The sequence below is a fragment of the Shouchella sp. JSM 1781072 genome, from assembly GCF_041949915.1.
GTDB lineage: Bacteria > Bacillota > Bacilli > Bacillales > Bacillaceae_D > Shouchella.
Map to the genome: position 1 here is coordinate 780281 of NZ_JBHFQE010000002.1, position 16787 is coordinate 797067.

At 38.4% G+C, this 16787-nt stretch carries 15 protein-coding genes, 6 tRNA genes and 1 rRNA gene; 7 read left to right on the top strand and 15 right to left on the bottom strand.

Annotation, left to right across the window (positions count from 1 at the left end; translation table 11 throughout):
• Positions 1-26: 26 nt before the first annotated feature.
• From ACE1TH_RS13580 to ACE1TH_RS13610, 7 genes are all read right to left on the bottom strand, one after another.
• Positions 27-99: transfer RNA gene (locus tag ACE1TH_RS13580), tRNA-Ala, on the bottom strand.
• A gap of 34 nt (positions 100-133) precedes the next feature.
• Positions 134-206: transfer RNA gene (locus tag ACE1TH_RS13585), tRNA-Lys, on the bottom strand.
• Positions 207-208: 2 nt separating this feature from the next.
• A tRNA-Gln gene (locus ACE1TH_RS13590) sits at positions 209-283 on the bottom strand.
• Positions 284-292: 9 nt separating this feature from the next.
• Positions 293-377, bottom strand: a tRNA-Tyr gene (locus ACE1TH_RS13595).
• Between the two features lie 14 nt (positions 378-391).
• Positions 392-467, bottom strand: a tRNA-Val gene (locus ACE1TH_RS13600).
• 258 nt (positions 468-725) lie between these two features.
• Positions 726-841: ribosomal RNA gene (rrf, locus tag ACE1TH_RS13605) — 5S ribosomal RNA — on the bottom strand.
• Between the two features lie 50 nt (positions 842-891).
• A tRNA-Glu gene (locus ACE1TH_RS13610) sits at positions 892-963 on the bottom strand.
• 204 nt (positions 964-1167) lie between these two features.
• On the opposite strand from ACE1TH_RS13610, the gene ACE1TH_RS13615 reads away from it, so the two are divergent.
• Positions 1168-1323: a YjcZ family sporulation protein gene (locus ACE1TH_RS13615; protein ID WP_099303376.1), complete on the top strand. Its 156-nt coding sequence runs from the start codon at positions 1168-1170 to the stop codon at positions 1321-1323.
• A gap of 120 nt (positions 1324-1443) precedes the next feature.
• Here ACE1TH_RS13615 and ACE1TH_RS13620 read toward each other — a convergent pair whose 3' ends face one another.
• The gene (locus ACE1TH_RS13620) at positions 1444-2175 is read right to left on the bottom strand and encodes a polysaccharide deacetylase family protein (RefSeq protein WP_255224366.1); all 732 of its coding nucleotides are present in this window, start codon (positions 2173-2175) and stop codon (positions 1444-1446) included.
• A 313-nt stretch (positions 2176-2488) separates the two neighbouring features.
• Between ACE1TH_RS13620 and ACE1TH_RS13625 the strand changes: the two genes are divergently transcribed.
• Positions 2489-2830 (top strand): hypothetical protein, encoded by a 342-nt coding sequence (locus ACE1TH_RS13625; RefSeq protein ID WP_099303378.1) that lies wholly within the window; start codon positions 2489-2491, stop codon positions 2828-2830.
• A gap of 45 nt (positions 2831-2875) precedes the next feature.
• On the opposite strand, the gene ACE1TH_RS13630 is transcribed toward ACE1TH_RS13625, so the two are convergent.
• The 4 genes from ACE1TH_RS13630 to ACE1TH_RS13645 form a co-directional block, all read right to left on the bottom strand.
• Entirely contained in the window at positions 2876-4423 is a 1548-nt protein-coding gene (locus ACE1TH_RS13630) for an AbgT family transporter (RefSeq protein WP_099303380.1), read from the bottom strand.
• 210 nt (positions 4424-4633) lie between these two features.
• Positions 4634-5107, bottom strand: coding sequence for a hypothetical protein (locus ACE1TH_RS13635; RefSeq protein ID WP_375079247.1), 474 nt, complete (start codon positions 5105-5107; stop codon positions 4634-4636).
• A 4-nt stretch (positions 5108-5111) separates the two neighbouring features.
• Positions 5112-5522 (bottom strand): hypothetical protein, encoded by a 411-nt coding sequence (locus tag ACE1TH_RS13640; protein WP_375079248.1) that lies wholly within the window; start codon positions 5520-5522, stop codon positions 5112-5114.
• Between the two features lie 103 nt (positions 5523-5625).
• On the bottom strand, positions 5626-5940 hold the full coding sequence (locus ACE1TH_RS13645; RefSeq protein ID WP_255301198.1) for a YxeA family protein: 315 nt from the start codon (positions 5938-5940) through the stop codon (positions 5626-5628).
• A 950-nt stretch (positions 5941-6890) separates the two neighbouring features.
• Between ACE1TH_RS13645 and ACE1TH_RS13650 the strand changes: the two genes are divergently transcribed.
• The 4 genes from ACE1TH_RS13650 to ACE1TH_RS13665 all read left to right on the top strand — a co-directional run bounded on the left by ACE1TH_RS13650 (position 6891) and on the right by ACE1TH_RS13665 (position 10799).
• Positions 6891-8105, top strand: coding sequence for an MFS transporter (locus ACE1TH_RS13650; protein ID WP_375079249.1), 1215 nt, complete (start codon positions 6891-6893; stop codon positions 8103-8105).
• A 386-nt stretch (positions 8106-8491) separates the two neighbouring features.
• The gene (locus ACE1TH_RS13655; protein WP_375079250.1) at positions 8492-9136 is read left to right on the top strand and encodes a hypothetical protein; all 645 of its coding nucleotides are present in this window, start codon (positions 8492-8494) and stop codon (positions 9134-9136) included.
• Positions 9137-9291: 155 nt separating this feature from the next.
• Positions 9292-9516 carry a hypothetical protein gene (locus ACE1TH_RS13660; protein ID WP_375079251.1) on the top strand — a complete coding sequence of 75 codons (225 nt, stop codon included), beginning with the start codon at positions 9292-9294 and terminating at the stop codon, positions 9514-9516.
• A 302-nt stretch (positions 9517-9818) separates the two neighbouring features.
• On the top strand, positions 9819-10799 hold the full coding sequence (locus ACE1TH_RS13665) for a tyrosine-type recombinase/integrase (protein ID WP_375079252.1): 981 nt from the start codon (positions 9819-9821) through the stop codon (positions 10797-10799).
• A 772-nt stretch (positions 10800-11571) separates the two neighbouring features.
• On the opposite strand, the gene ACE1TH_RS13670 is transcribed toward ACE1TH_RS13665, so the two are convergent.
• The gene (locus tag ACE1TH_RS13670) at positions 11572-12519 is read right to left on the bottom strand and encodes an arsenic resistance protein (protein ID WP_375079253.1); all 948 of its coding nucleotides are present in this window, start codon (positions 12517-12519) and stop codon (positions 11572-11574) included.
• A gap of 124 nt (positions 12520-12643) precedes the next feature.
• Here ACE1TH_RS13670 and ACE1TH_RS13675 point away from each other — a divergent pair, with 124 nt between their 5' ends.
• Entirely contained in the window at positions 12644-13186 is a 543-nt protein-coding gene (locus ACE1TH_RS13675; RefSeq protein ID WP_375079254.1) for an Ada metal-binding domain-containing protein, read from the top strand.
• A 577-nt stretch (positions 13187-13763) separates the two neighbouring features.
• Here the strand turns inward: ACE1TH_RS13675 and ACE1TH_RS13680 are convergent.
• Positions 13764-15896, bottom strand: coding sequence for a heavy metal translocating P-type ATPase (locus tag ACE1TH_RS13680; RefSeq protein WP_375079255.1), 2133 nt, complete (start codon positions 15894-15896; stop codon positions 13764-13766).
• A 3-nt stretch (positions 15897-15899) separates the two neighbouring features.
• The gene (locus ACE1TH_RS13685) at positions 15900-16259 is read right to left on the bottom strand and encodes an ArsR/SmtB family transcription factor (RefSeq protein ID WP_055736578.1); all 360 of its coding nucleotides are present in this window, start codon (positions 16257-16259) and stop codon (positions 15900-15902) included.
• Positions 16260-16787 lie beyond the last annotated feature (528 nt).

Below are 16787 nucleotides of genomic sequence, written 5' to 3' on the forward strand. Positions count from 1 at the left end.
CAGCTGGTCGCTTTCTTCTCTTCATATGGAGCCTAGCGGGATCGAACCGCTGACCTCCTGCGTGCAAAGCAGGCGCTCTCCCAGCTGAGCTAAGGCCCCTAACAAAAAACGACTTATACAAGTCGTTTTCGTATGAGCCATGAAGGATTCGAACCTTCGACCCTCTGATTAAAAGTCAGATGCTCTACCAACTGAGCTAATGGCTCGATGGCTGGGCTACCTGGGATCGAACCAGGGAATGACGGAATCAAAATCCGTTGCCTTACCGCTTGGCTATAGCCCAATCATTAAATGGTGGAGGGGGACGGATTCGAACCGCCGAACCCGGAGGGAGCGGATTTACAGTCCGCCGCGTTTAGCCACTTCGCTACCCCTCCACATTTGGAAAGTATGGTGGAGGATGACGGGATCGAACCGCCGACCCCCTGCTTGTAAGGCAGGTGCTCTCCCAGCTGAGCTAATCCTCCATTTTAGCTTCAGATAAGCCACGAATTTCTTTGTCCAATTCATGTCTTTCAGTCAGTCGTGTACTGATGTACACTCCCTTCTTCAAGCATTTCTTGTCCTCGAACTTCTTGCTTCTCTTTGCTACTTATTTAATTCAGATAAGCCACGAATTTCTTTGTCCAATTCATGTCTTTCAGTCAGTCGTGTACTGATGTACACTCCCTTCTTCAAGCATTTCTTGTCCTCGAACTTCTTGCTTACCTTTGCTAATTATGTAAGCCTGGCAATGTCCTACTCTCACAGGGGGAAGCCCCCAACTACCATCGGCGCAAAAGAGCTTAACGACCGTGTTCGGCATGGGAACGGGTGTGACCTCTTTGCTATTACCACCAGACTAATATTATTTACCCGACAGAAGCACATTGTAAACAAATAATATTACAATGACCCGTACGGGATTCGAACCCGTGTTACCGCCGTGAAAGGGCGGTGTCTTAACCGCTTGACCAACGGGCCGCTTACTGACAAGTTATATAATAACAAATCGATTTCGTCTGCGCAATAGTTTTTTTATATTTTTTTAAATGAATTTCCTTGCCTAGTATAAACGCATTTTTCTGCTTTTATTCACTTCTTTTAAATTCATTTGCCCAGATTTGTCGCCAAAAATGGATTTTCGCATAGGGTATATTATTCCTAATGCAAAGGTGGTGTACACACATGGGTTACTACGGCGGAGGTTACGGCTATGAAGGATACGGCTACGGACCAGTAGGCGGTGCTTGTGGCGGTGGCGGCAGTTACGGTGGCGGATTCGCGCTAATCGTTGTCTTATTTATTCTTTTAATTATCATTGGAGCGGCTTACGTAAACTAACTCGTGCACCCCACATGCAGACGTTGAAACGTTTGTTAAACAACCGACTCAATTTCGAGTCGGTTGTTTTTAGTGTTTCTATAGACACGCTCTACATAAATGATACCCATGTAAAAATGCTTATCTTCCAATTAACTCTGATACCGTGACAAACGTATACCCTTGTTCTTGTAAAGCTGGAATAATCTCATCCAGTGCATCAGCAGAATAAATTTCTGGGTTTTCCGTATCTACGTCCCCACCATCATGCATTAAAATAATACTGCCTGATTGCGTATTCGTTAAAACTGTCTCCGCCACTTCTGCAGCTGGAATACCAGACCAATCTAGCGTGTCTACATCCCATCCGATAATAGAGTAGTCTAATGCAACAAGACGCTCTGTTTGTTCTCTCGTAATAAAGCCATATGGTGGGCGGAATAAGCTCGTCGTTGATCCGGTTACACTTTCAATCGCTTCATTTGTTTGATTCACTTCTTGCTCAAGCTCTGCCACACTTAAATCCGTTAAGTTTGGATGTGAATATGTATGGTTGGCAATCTCATGTCCACCTGCCTGTACCCGACTAAGCAATTCAGGATCATCATTCACTCGCATACCTAACACAAAAAAAGTTGCCGGAACATTGTACGTTTCAAGCTTATCCAACACTTGTCCTGTAAAGCGCGCATCCGGCCCATCATCAAACGTTAACGCAATCTGGTTACTTGAACGATCTCCATTCACAAATACATTATTCGGAAACTCTCCTTGCAATTGCGGAAGCGGGACCGTTTGAGCTAGTGCTTCATTCGTTAAAAACGAACAAACCATCAACAAACTGAGGATCAACATGATTCGGTTTTTCATCATTAAATAGGCTCCTTTTACGTGATATCTTTTAGCTTTTGTTACAACGCGCTTTTTTATGTCCATTTCGCAAGAAAAAGAGCGCTCGCCTTTTGACGTCGCTCGATCCTAACTATGTACGTTCTTTATTTTCCGCGGTCTCGTCCACAACTTTTACATCGCCCATCTTTACGAAGTGGCGCATCACAGAACCCACAATATTTGATGATTACCAATTCACCCATTTCTTCACCTCGCCACCCTTTTCCCCTTTGCTCTTTAGCCGAAACAAGAAAATCATTGTAAACTATAGAGAAAACAGGAGGAGGGTTAGCTTATGTCATTTACCGTCTATTACGATTACCACGACGGCGTCGAAGTTCCTATTTGGATCGTGGTTTCATTAAAAGAGGTCGACATCGAGACAGACAAACAAACACTTACGCTAACGGCGCAAGCTCCCTTTTATAAACAAGCACGAGAGGATTTTGACCCTGACCAAATGAATGTCACCGTGACGATGAACGAGCTAATAATCGGATCTTCGCCAAATACGTTTACGATTAATATAAAAAGCATTCAAGATCGCTTGGATGAACACAGCATATCAATAGAAGAAGTTGATGGTCTCATCTTGCTCGTTGCCGATGTAGAAGAGCTTCTACAGTTTACCTTGTAACCCAATAAAGACACCTCCTCAACGTAAGAGAAGGTGTCCATTTTCTTAAGAAGGATCGTAATAAATCGGTGCATTCGGCCCTAGCTCCACGCCTAAGAAGATCCAGACTAAGAGCATAATCACCCATGCTAGTAAGAAGAAAATCGAGAACGGTACCATTGTCGAAATTAACGTTCCTATTCCCATCTTTTTATCATATTTTTGTGCAAATGCAATAATCATTGCAAAGTACGTCATTAATGGTGTAATAATATTTGTCGCCGAATCCGACACGCGGTAAACCGCTTGTGCTAACTCAGGAGAATACCCTGTCTGCATCATAATCGGAACAAACACTGGTGCCATCATCGCCCACTTTGCAGAAGCACTTCCAATAAAGAGATTTAAAGTGGCTGTAATTAAAATGAACCCGATAATAACTGGAATGCCATCAATATTAAGTGAAGTCAGCAATTCTCCGCCATTAATACCTAGAACAAGATCTAAGTTTGATTGACCGAAGAACGACACAAATTGACCAGCCGTAAAGGCTAACACTATGAACATCCCCATCGATGCCATCGTGTCTGTCATTTGCTTTGCCACATCTTTATCGCTACGAATCTCTTTTGTTGTAATCCCGTAAACAAGACCAGGAATTAAGAAAAGAATCAGCATCACAACAACGAGTGAATCCATGAATGGCGAGTTTACAATTGGCATAGATGGATCATCGCCACGCATTGGTCCCCACTCAGGAACAATTAATAAACTCATTAAGCCAGCCGTAATTAAGATTGAAATACCTGAAAATAATAATCCTTTTTTCTCAACAGGCTTTAAACGATCAAGGCTTCCACGATAATCCCCTTTGTATTCACCTAAACGAGGCTCAACAATTTTCTCAGAAACCCAAGTCCCCACAATTGTTAATAGGAACGTAGAAGCAATGATGAACCACCAGTTCATCGCAATGTTCATTTGTTCCGCATATGCAGGGTCTATTGTAGCCGCAGCGGCCATCGTTAATTCCCCGAGCATTGGATCTGTTGCAGAGAGTAATAAGTTTGCACTAAAACCACCAGATACCCCAGCAAATGCCGTTGCAAGTCCAGCAATCGGATGGCGTCCCATCGCCGCATAAATCACAGCACCGAGCGGTGGAAGGACCACATAACCTGCATCGGATGCCACGCTAGACATAATCGCAGCAAAAACAAGGCCCATTGTAACCAAACGACTTGGAATCGATAAGACAAAGCCTCTCAATGCCGCACTAATTAAACCACTTCGCTCACAAACTCCAATACCAATCATCGTCGCAAGCACAACGCCTAATGGGGCGAAATTAATGAAATTATCAACCATACTCGTAAATATGTATGTAATTCCCTCACCGGACATCAGGTTGAAAACTTCAACAGTCTCCCCATCAACAGGATCTTGGACACTCACATTAAAGCTCGACGCAATTGCAGAAGCAATCATGACGACAAGCGCCAAAATCGCAAATAACGTAATTGGATGTGGAAGACGATTTCCGCTCTTCTCAACAAAATCTAAGAACTTTTGAAACAGCCCTCGCCGCTTTTTCACATTTTGATTCTCTTCCATCTTACTTTATCTCCTCAATATAGTTAGAATAGAAACACCTTTCCCTTTATATGACAATTTCCGTTAAAAACCTACAAAGTCTATGATGCTTGTACACGTTACCATTGTCAATGAATTACCACTAAAAAGTAAAATTAAGACGATTAGCATAGTCATTTTGTTGCACGCTTTACAGAAAAAAGCCTCTCATCACAACGAGAAGGCTTCCAGTCATTCTGTTTTAAAAACAGTATAAACATCCCCAACTAGTTCATCGTTAGGATTATACCACTGCGCTCCGATCATATAGTCCGACGATCCTTCCCCAATTTTTACTACGTTTGAAGTCAGATGTTGATTGTAACCTGTTGTACCTCGCTCTCCCCGGACATTAGCGAAAAAAAGTAATTGGTCTGGAGAATTTCCCTCTTCCACATGTATCGTCACTTCTTCCGCAGCGATTTGATTTACCTCTGAATCATTCCATACAGCATCTTCAATGTGATCAATGTGAAAACCAACATGATTATCCGTACAATCCTGCCAACAGACAACGCCTGCCTCTTGCTCGATCGCACCATCCGAATCACGTAACGTCACACTTATTTCAGACGGCGATTCCGCCAATTCATCAGTACCACCACACCCTGTCATGACTAAACTCATTGCAATTCCAACTACGGACCACATAAACACCTTCTGCAAATCATCACTCCATCAAAAAATTATTTATTGATTGCAACTGATCAATATAGAAGAAAGAGAAAATAAGAAGTAACAACAAGACCACTCCTATCAAAACAAATCGCAGCTTGGACTTGTTCCAGTTTAAAATGACAAAACCAATGTTTATCGCAATTAAAGAACTAAATAGGAACCCTCTCATTTGTAAGGCATCAACTGAATTCATTACAAACGTAAGCTCCTGTTCACTATATTCATTTTTACTTAATGAAACCGACTCTTGATTTAACACCCCTTTCGTAACCAAAAGATCTGCGTCCCTTTCTTCATAGGTATAAACACCAGGAAACAAGTTGAACACATACATTGCTACAGGCGTAACAATGAGCATGATGCCAATAACGATCATCCCCCATTTATGTTTAATGGGCCTCACCCTTCCTTTCACTCTGAATTAACCGAAAATTACATCTTCCAATTTTACCCTATTTATATGTTGGAATGCCACTTATAAGGAAGACATTTTTATCAAGGATTATTTACGGCATGTCTTCTTCCTTAATAAATTGATATTCTTTTGTATATCTTCCTTTTGCTAATACTCTTACAAATGTACCCGTTTCAAGCCTCGTACTCACACTAAATACGACGCGTTTTGTCTCGTCACCCTCGTTCACTCCATCCAGTTCATACGTATACCTTCCATCATCAGAAGGTTCTCCAACGATTTCAACATATACATACTCTTCAGAAAGCAATGGATTCAAGCGATCGAACGTCTCACGCGATAAGACATATAGACTTGCGATAGCAAGAATGACAACAAAACACGAAATCAAGATTTTCTTCATCATCGATTGTCACCTTCCTTCAATTAACAAACATAGGTTACGTTCAGTGTAGCGCTCGACAAACCTTAGATCGTGCGATTCAGGTGACAAACAGGATGATGATATGACAATGTTGACACCTGCAAGACATGAAAAACGCACCACCCAAATGTAAGGTAGTGCATCTATAATAGATAAATATTTCATTTTATTAAAAAGACTCTTCAACCAAATGCTCAATCGCTAAGACTGCTCACGACGGTTCGTATGGTTCACCTGCGCCTGCAAGACCACCGGTGCCTGTTCCGCCCGCTGTACCAAGAACACCGCTAGTGAAAGAATACCTTCTTTTCTGTGGAATCATGTTTCTATAAACACCTTAACACTATGTAAAAGGGAGAAACAGGAACTTTAGATCCTTCATAGCTTCTTTTACTCGTTAATAGATTTATTCACACTTTATTCAATTTTGTAAACATGTATTCATTACTTTGTAACAAAAACAAGAGGTTCGTAATCTAGTGCACATTGTCATTCACACGATTGATACACTTCACATTAGACTTATAAATGATAAGATCCTTAGATTAAAAAATGGAGCGAGAATGCTAGAGCCGCCTTCATCTAATAAAATTGCAAAACGACGACACCTATGATAAATTTACATAAGAATTTCACGAAACGAGGTGTGTGCATGTTACTGAGTGTTCAAAACTAATAAACGTTAATTGAAAAGGACCCTTTCAAAATTTCAGCATTAGGCGAAGTTTATTTCCTATGCAAAATTTTAAGGCCTTTGTATTTATTAGTAGAGAACATCAGAGTGCATCGCCTTACTGTTCAAACGAGAACGTTAAGACCGTGCTGTGTTCAAGCATGGTCTTTTTTATAGTAGATAAACGAACAATGGATGATTTCTGTATGTTCTCTCGTTATTTTAGGATCGTAAAAACCACGATAGGGAGAATACAGATATGGAACAAACGAACACAACACCGTTATTAAAAAATCGCACGTTCGTCTTGTTATTATTTGCAGGATTAACGACCATCGCAAGCTATAGCATGTTTATTACAACGACCACTTGGTATGTGGTGACAGACCTTGGTTCAGCGAGTCAATTAGGAATGATATTAATTGCAGCAACCGTCCCTCGGTTAATTATGATGGTCTTTGGGGGCGTACTAGCCGACACCTTTAAGAAAACGACAATTATGTTTAGTGCGAACTTAGCACAAGTAATCATCTTAGCAATCATTTATTATTTTGTTGCGATCGATGATATGACATTTTTGCTCATGCTTGGTCTCACGTTATTCTTTGGGATGATTGATGCATTTTTCGGACCTGTAAAAACGTCGATGATTCCTAAGATTGTCGATCAGGAGCAGATGCAAAAAGCGAATGCATGGTTTCAGGGCACAGACCAATTTGCATTTATTTTAGGTCCATTACTCGCCGGCGTTTTCATGGAGTTCGGAACGGTAGCGACCAGTTACCTCGTCGCGACGCTATTAGTAGCCATCTCAACCGTACTTGTATTTCCTCCATTTATTAAAGAAACACCCGTCGAAGCAAAAGTAAAGCATACGCCGCTTCTCGATTTAAAAGAAGGTTTAGTACATGTATTTAAGTCGCGTTACCTTATTACAGGGATCGTCGTCTTAATCTCATTTAATTTCCTGATTATGGGGGCAATTATTGTATCCATCCCCCTCGTCGTTGACCTTTATGGAGGAACACCTATTAACCTTAGTTATCTAGAAGTGAGTTTAGGTATTGGTATGGTCATCGGTTCAGCGATCATAGGATTTGTTCAAATTAAAAATAGAGGAAAAACATCAATTTATGGCTTATTAGGAGCCGCAGCAACCCTACTCTTTTTCAGTCAAATTACCGACTTATTTTGGTTGACGCTAATCGTGTTCTTTATCGGTTTAGCCATGCCGATCATCACGATTCCCTTCTTCACTTCCGCACAAGAAACAACCGATCCAAAACTAATTGGACGCGTGATGAGTCTCATTTACCTGGCCATGAATGGCTTTGACCCGATTGCCTATGGAGTCATTCCGTCACTCGTTGAGGGCGGCTTGTCCATTCAGTACGTGTTATTGAGTTTTGCGTTAGTCGCAATTTTCATCGGTCTCGTTGTTTTATTTCGTGGGAATATTTACCAAAGAGTCTAAGTATAAAACGAGAGCTTACCTATAAGGGGAGCTCTTTTTTTATACACTATGTTTGTTAGCAATTTGGTTTGCAGATTAGTTAGCGCCCTATGGTAGTAATAACTCTATCTAAATAAATTAAAGCATTTTTATATACATTCCTGAAAATCTTTTAAGAGAATAGTCTTATCATTTCGTATCGTTTTGACTCATTCATATAAGATTTCATTCATTAAATCTCTTTAAGTTTAATAAAGAGGCAATGAAGGAATATTTAACTTTAGGGGTTGTCCTTATCAAAGCATCTAACACCCTATTTAATTATCAGTGTCAAAGATAATCAATATGATTTAAAAAACGAGAAGTCCGCATTACATACTCTATGAGCATCGATAGGAGCAGATTGCATGTTTGAAATTTTACGAATCATAAGTTTTGTTCTGGTTGGCATCCTCTTTATCTTACTAATAAAAAGACTAACCTCGCCAAGTGAAAAGGGGATGGTGAAGCTGGAGGAAAATCATGTGACTATCCAGCATGATCTTCCATCAACCTTTAAACTTAAAAATGAATTGGAGATGAAATATACAGTAGACAATATTAGTAAAGGAATTACGGAACGGACTTTTACTGATCATCCAATAAAGTCAGGGTGGAGGAATATTAATTTTAATATAAAAGATTTCATCGAGGATAAAAGCTATACCGTGACTCAAACCAATTTTCATTTTTCATCCATGACAAGAGCCTGGGAAGTGCGTGAAAACGGTTTAAAGGTCGCAGATATTGATACGATTAACGCAGGGCGCGGAAAATTGAATTTTATTATGGATTGGGGAGATACAGAGTATCTGATTGAGGTAGGGTTGCGAAGTGTTTTAATAATTAAGCAGAAAGATTTCTTTGAGCACAAAACAATTGGTTATTCATCCAGACGGTTCTTGAAATCACAAGCGTCTCTGAAAATCAATCAATCGGCTTATCAAGAGAAAAACCTGGTGGCTCTTATCATTCTTTCAAGCATTGCAAGGGCAGCAACAAACAGGGGTTAACTTTTTTGTTACGTATAAGCGTGAAACGATAAGAGTCTCTAGATCAAAGAAGGGACAAAACAGACTATGAGACTATGACCTAAAACAATATTTTCTAATAAATGCTCTGACTTATACCTCCGATACATTATCTTCTCCTTAACGTTAGTAAAGCAATGATCAACCCAACAGCTGATAGCGAAAGAACGACCATTTTAATTTCAATTCTTCTTTCAACAAGGAGGATACATGAAGAAGACATGGCGTTTGCCGCATTAAAACAATCAATCGTGTCCCGTACGCTACATGCAATAATTGGAACGACAATTTGGGCATTTTCCGCATCAATTTTTATTGGCTCCTCAAAAGGGACTAATCATTTAAGAGGTGTTTACATTTGAAAATTAGAACATTGGTCATTTACCTGGTTGTGTTTTTAACAGTATTCTTAATAGGTACCAGCTTAGGATTAGATAGTGATAATCTGAGGTTCCCCGTTGAAACTGATTTAATTTTTATCATTCTATTTGTTGTGCTAGCCTCGGGCATTATACGTAGGTGGAGGAATCGGGACACCAATTGATTCAAGAGTTCGGGACCAGACAGAGCTATACGGTGTTTATTGCAATATAAAAGTGCAGACCTTTGCAACAAAAAAATGCAGAGTCCTGCACTTATTTTAATAAGGGCATAAAAAAAAGACTTGCCCCGTATCCTCAATGAGATTAACACCGGAAATTTTATTGAACCTTCCAAAGAGTCTTTTGCTGCTTATTTAGAAAAGTGGATTTTAAACAAACGAAGTAGATTGAAGGCTTCTACCTTCCAAGTGTATAAAACCCATCTACGTATCCATATCATACCTAAGCTTGGAAATTACAAGCTAGAAAAGCTTAATAGACTCCACCTAAAAACATTCTTTTCTTATTTAGAAAATGATCTTGGATTAGCCCCTGCTACTATTAAAAAAGTTCATACCGTTATTAGTTCAGCTTTGTCAGAGGCTGTAGAAGATGGGATTGTTGGGAAGAACGTAGCAGCTGGTTTAAAAACTGCACGAATTGAACGCAAAGAGATTCATGTATGGGATGAAAAACAGCTTTTACAGTTTCTCAATGCTAGTAAACATGATTCTCTTTATATTGCTTTTCATTTGGCAGCCATGACAGGCATGCGCCGTAGTGAGGTGCTTGGACTTCGTTGGAAAGATGTGGACTTCAAAAATAGTTTATTACGCACGGTTGTTACTCATACACCATATGGTGCTTCAAATGGAAAAACAAAGGCTAGCTTTAATCGTACTATCGATTTAGATGAAGTGACCATTACTGAATTAGAGAAACGAAAAGAACGAGTAGAAAATGAGAAAGAACGAGCTGGAAGAGCATATAAGGATAATGATTTAGTTGTTTGCACTAACTTAGGTACACATGTAACTCCCCGCAACCTAAATCGAAAATGGTATCAACTTAAAGAAGATGCTAATGTGCCGTCGATTCGCTTTCACGATTTACGACATACACATGCTACGTTGATGCTGTTGCAAGGTATTCCAGTAAAGGTAGTAGCGGAAAGATTAGGACATTCGAGTATAACGACAACATTAGATACTTACAATCATTTGTTGCCATCTATTCAAAGGGAAGCGATTGCGATGTTTAGTAAGAACTTGTTTTCAAAATAAAAAATATCTTAATGGGCGTTTAACATTTAAGCGCCCTATTTTATAATTCTTAGAATTGATTCCAAGCTGATATAAGATATATAGCATCAACTTTTATCAAGCAAAGAACAATGATATGATAATTAAAAATAACCTTAAACAAGAAATTACTATTGTTAACAATTGATTCAATCTTATGAAGAAATTTAAGATGAAGGAGATTTTAGGATGAATAAGAAAACTTTTTTGATTTCAGCTATTATTTTTACGGTTGTGACACACATCTTATATAATGTCCTGAATACTGCTATCGGGGCATACTTGATGACAATAAGTTTGTTAGCATTTATAGTTTTAATTATAATGTTTTTATACTACATAATAAAATTTTGTATACAACAATTTAATTATAACCAAAGGAATCGGTAAAGATAAGACTATTTTTCTTCTTTAATATACTAAAGGTTTGCAAACCTCTTTTTACGCAAAAAAATAAGCCTCTCCATCATCGGAGAAACCCTATGTACCAGTACTTATACGAAAGCTTCCAAGCGGACTTGAACCGCTGACCCCCACCTTACCATTTCTGTATCAGGGGTTTTACATGGGCTTCACTTTTCCATGAAGCCCATGAGTAGAGGATTATTGGTAACTCTCTCCCCAGTTAGATTTCATTAATTCCATCTCTTTGTGATTGGTTTGTTAGCAATTTGGTTTGCAAGTAAGGTAGCACATTACCACTGTAGAGAGATCCGTCCTCTTACGTTCGAGCGTACCAAGATACCTAGCTAAATTAGACTTTTTTTAACTTTAATAAGATTTGAGACAAAACAGCTAAAACAGGTAATTCTATTAGTGGTCCGATAATTAATGCCAAAGCTATTAGTGGTTGTTCCGGGAAAGCGGTTAACACGATGGCTAACGCAACCGGTGAATTTCTGGCGATAATTGTCATGTTCAAACTAACAGTATCTTCGTAACTATAATTAAACCATCTACCAATCAATTGAGCAAAAATAAAATTTATCACATAAAATGTTAATAGTGGCAACAACATCAACATAATAACTTCAAGGTTATTTATGAGATAAGAACCTTGTGAAGCAAACATTGCCACAATAGCAAAAGACAAAAAAATAATTTGTGACGAAGAAAAAAAAGGAACAATCTTCTTTTCTAGTTCGTCACGTTTTTTATTAAATAAATATCGAGTCAGGCTTGCTAAGAAAAATGGGGTCAATAAGACTAACACAACACTCTCAAGTATGCTAGATACGCCAACAGTTTCCATAGCCCCTGCAAATAAGAGTAAATATAATGGTAGGAACATAACTTGTAAAATTAAATTTATAGGTAGTACAGATGTTGAGAGTGAAAGATTTCCCTTTGCAATGGATGTGAAAATTAGATACCAATCTGTACACGGTGTTACTAGCAGCAAAATAAACCCTAACCACAATGCAGGGTGTTCAGTTAAAAAGATAGCCCCTAAACCCCATGCTAATATCGGTGTCCAGATAAAATTCAGAATAACATTTGTGCTTAGAAAGTTTATATTTTTGAATGCATTCTTTAAACCATCTAAAGGTATTGTTAAAAACAAACCATACAACATGACAAATAAGAACGGCAAAATAAATAGGTGCGCATATTGCTCAATAATTGTAATCTGCCCCACTAGCAAACCTAAACCTACAGCGGTTAGAATAATAAAAGACTGCATTTTTTCAATGACCTTCATTTAGAACTCTCCTTAATTAATTTAGGAGTAGTTATGCATAACGTACTGTTTCCTTTAATGTACATGATTGTTTCAATATGTGCATTATGGATATTGACTTTGAATTTAGAAAGAAGGAACTAAAATGATTCAAGAGGAATGGCAAGCCATTAAAAATAATAACAAATGTTATGACGGTTCTTTTTATTATGCACTTACTACCACAAAAACCATTTGTCGTCCTTCATGTACTTCAAGAACACCAAATCCAAAGCATGTACGGATTTTTAAAGAGGTAAGTGATGCACTCAAAGTAGGGTTTAGACCATGCACCAGATGTAAACCTAATTTAATGCAATGGAGAGGGTACAAGGAAGAAATTTCAAATCAAACGAAATTATATATCGAAACACACTTTAAAGAAAAGTATAGTTTAAAAAATATCTCAGATACGTTAAACAAAAATCCTCACTACATTCAGAGGTGCTTTAAAGAAATTAACGGTATAACTCCTTTAAATTACCTACATAAGCTTCGAGTAAATGAAGCAAAGCAGTTATTGTCACAAAATTGCTTATCAATAATCGAAATCGCATTAGAAGTTGGATATAATGACAGCACACAATTCTCAGTTCGATTTAAAGAACATACGGGCGTAACTCCTACTATGTTTAGAGGTACTCAATAAAAAAAGGCTTATATGAATTCATACAAGCCATGCTAAAAACTCTTATAAATACCAAGCGTACCATAGCGGTTCCCTTGTTGTTTTAACTTCCAATGCTGTGCAACTTGATTCTGGTAAGGATCTTTCATGCATTAACTTATCTCCGGTACCCAAAGATCGTCGTGTTGCTGCACATCAGGTTGATGTTGATAAATCTCTTGATGGAATTCCCAAAACGGCTCTTCATTTCGATGCCATACTGATTCGCTCGCTCGAGCAGATAATAAATACTCCTCACCATAAAAAGGCGTGTGAATATGAACGATCTTAACAATACCGCTATCTATAAAGTCTCCATTTAATTGAGGAAAACTGTTTCATCAAACACTCTAGCAACTTCTTTAACAACATTAGATGAATTGAAGATAACAACCCAAATGACGACGATCGTTGCTACTTTAACGTAAGAACAACAAGTAATATTTCGCACTATTCATAAACTACTCTTATCATTGAACTGTTTTTATCATATCCTCTTTCATTTCTGTTAAATCTGTAGCCATTCCATCGTAAAAACGTATAACATCTGCATACGAAACTACTTTTTATTCTTTAAAAGACGGAGACTATTGAGTGTAACTAACAAAGTAGCTCCCATGTCTGAAAGAATCGCAATCCATAAAGTCAACCACCCAGGGATGACTAATAGCAAAGCAATTGCTTTTAAGCCTAGGGATAACGCAATATTTTGTTTAATGATGTTTAGAGCTCTTCGACTTAATGAAATGGTATATGGTAGCTTCTCTAAATCATCTCCCATTAAAGCGACATCCGCTGTTTCTAACGCAGTATCCGTTCCAGCACTACCCATAGCAATTCCTACACTTGATGATGCGAGAGCTGGTGCGTCGTTAACTCCGTCACCAACCATTGCTACGCTACCGTATTGAGCATTCACCTCTTTAATTGCAGCCAACTTTTCGTCAGGCAATAATTCTGCTTTCACTTGATCTATGCCAAGTTTTTCACCAATTGCGTCACCTGTTCGCTGATCGTCACCAGTAAGCATCACCGTGTGCTTAATACCGATTGCCTTTAAGGCTCTAAGAACACCCGCGCTTTGTTCCCTTACTTCATCTGCAACGGCTACCAAAGAAAGAACGTTTTCTTCATTCCCTACAAGCATAATGGTGTTTCCGTTGTTTTGCAGATCGTTTAAAATCCCTCTTACATCCTCTGAGAGCAAAATATTCAAATCATCCTCAAAGAGTTGCCTATTCCCTATCCAGTAGGTAGAATGTTTAATTGTTGCTCTAATTCCTTTCCCCATCATTGAAGCGAAATCAGAAATCTCCAATTGCTTATAATTAAGACTTTTGCTTTGAGCATTCCGAAGAATTGCGCCAGCAAGAGGATGCTGGGAATAAGCTTCAATGGCTGCGACAATGGTTAACATTTGATCGTCGGTAAAGTTAGAGTAATTAATAAATTCGGTGACAACAGGCTCTCCTTTAGTTAGCGTGCCTGTTTTATCAAAAGCAACAGCATTTAATCTTCCCATTTCTTCTAGATATACGCCGCCTTTAATAAGAACACCTTGTTTTGCGGCATTACCAATAGCAGTTACGATCGCAACAGGGGTTGAAATAACTAAAGCACATGGACACCCAACGACGAGAACAGCTAACCCTTGATAAATCCAAGCTTCCCAACCTGCACCAAACAGTAATGGAGGAATAATGGCTACTAATAGAGCAATTACCATAATTACTGGAGTATAATATCTTGCAAATCGATCAATAAAGCTTTGAGAGGGAGCTTTTTCTGCCTGTGATTCTTCTACTAAATGAATAATTTTTTGTAGTGTTGTATCTTTTACTAATTTAGTTACCTCTATTTCTAGGTAACCCTCTGTATTTAGTGTTCCCGCATATACAATGTCTCCGGCGTTCTTCTCGACAGGAATTGATTCCCCAGTAATAGCACTTTGATTAATTGATGAATGTCCAGTCGTTACCTTTCCATCCATTGCAAGCTTTTCACCTGGCTTCACAATTAAGCAATCACCGATCACAACATCTTTTACTGACAGAGTGAATTCTTCTCCATTACGACGAATACGGGCTTTGCGTGGTGCAATATTCATTAATGCTTTTATACTTTGTCGCGCTTTGTCCATCGAGAAACGTTCAAGCTGTTCACTTATAGCAAATAAAATGACAACAATTGCACCCTCTGACCACTCACCAATAATTGCTGCACCAATCACAGCAACTGTCATAAGTGTCTTCATATCGAACTGCGCACGTAACAGATTGTTAAATCCTGTTTTAAACAGTGAATAACCACCAATAACAATTGATAGTAGGTATGCTCCAAACGAATAAACATGTTCTTCTCCAAATTGCCATTGATTTATTAAACCGACAATGAAAAAGACCATAGCAATGAGGACATTTTGATATTTTTTTATAAAAGTAAAAGATGGCTGGTCATTACCTTCTTCAGCGTCATCTTCTAGTGATCTTACTTTTAAATTCTCAAACGCTCCTGCTTTTTCAAGTTCATTTATTGATGCAGTTCCTTTTATAGTAATTTTAGATGCTAGGAAATTAACCTCAGCATTGGTGACACCCGGAATACGCTTTACATTTTTTTCAAACGTTCCTGCACAACCAGCACACGAAAAGCCCTCCACACGGTAAATATTTTCTTGCTCATTTTTTTCCATACCTTACTCCTGACTGTGAGTCATTGCCATAGTGATTAGCGTTGTTACATGCGGATCATCCAATGAATAGAAAACCAATTTTCCTTCTTTTCTACTTTTCGCTAGACGTAGATTACGCAAATGTCTTAAATGGTGAGAGGCAGTAGCTTTTGTAACGCCAATAATATTCGCGATATCACAGACGCATAACTCATTTTCTTGGGTTAATGTATACGCAACCTTTAATCGTGTTTCATCAGATAAAGCTTTAAACATATCTGCCACATTCGTAAATTTTTGCTTTTCAAGGCGAGCGGATATACGGTTTACCTTCGTTTCATCAAAACAAAAAACTTCGCATGTATCTTTTTTCTCAGTTAACAACAGAATCACCTCAGTCTTACAATATTATGATCATTTGATTATTATATTATATGAACCGATTATAGTGTATGTCAAATCGAAGTAATTAAAAGTGAGGAATGAATAGTTAGAAGTTTAGAAAAGAAAATCAAAAGTGTATCGGTAGCAAATTACGAAGTTAATTACTTCGGAAGCATTCTAAACTGAACTGAGGTGTTCTACTTGATTATTCTATAGCATTCTATATGTTTGCTTTTGCCAGTAAAGCTACAGTTTCTGTATAGTTAACATCATATTGCACCGATTTAACGTAATAAAGGTTTGCATTTTCATTTTGATTAAAGAAAAAGAATCTCTCATTCTTAAAAAAGCCTAATGTGACAGCACTTACGTACGTGTTAAAAAATACCAGATCCCTGAGCACCACCACCAGATACCTTACCATTTCTGTATCAGGGGTTTTGAGCGGGCTTCACTTTTCCGTAAAGCCCATTAATAATAGATTGTTGGTGCCTCTTCCCCCTGTTCGATCTCGTATATTCCATCTAA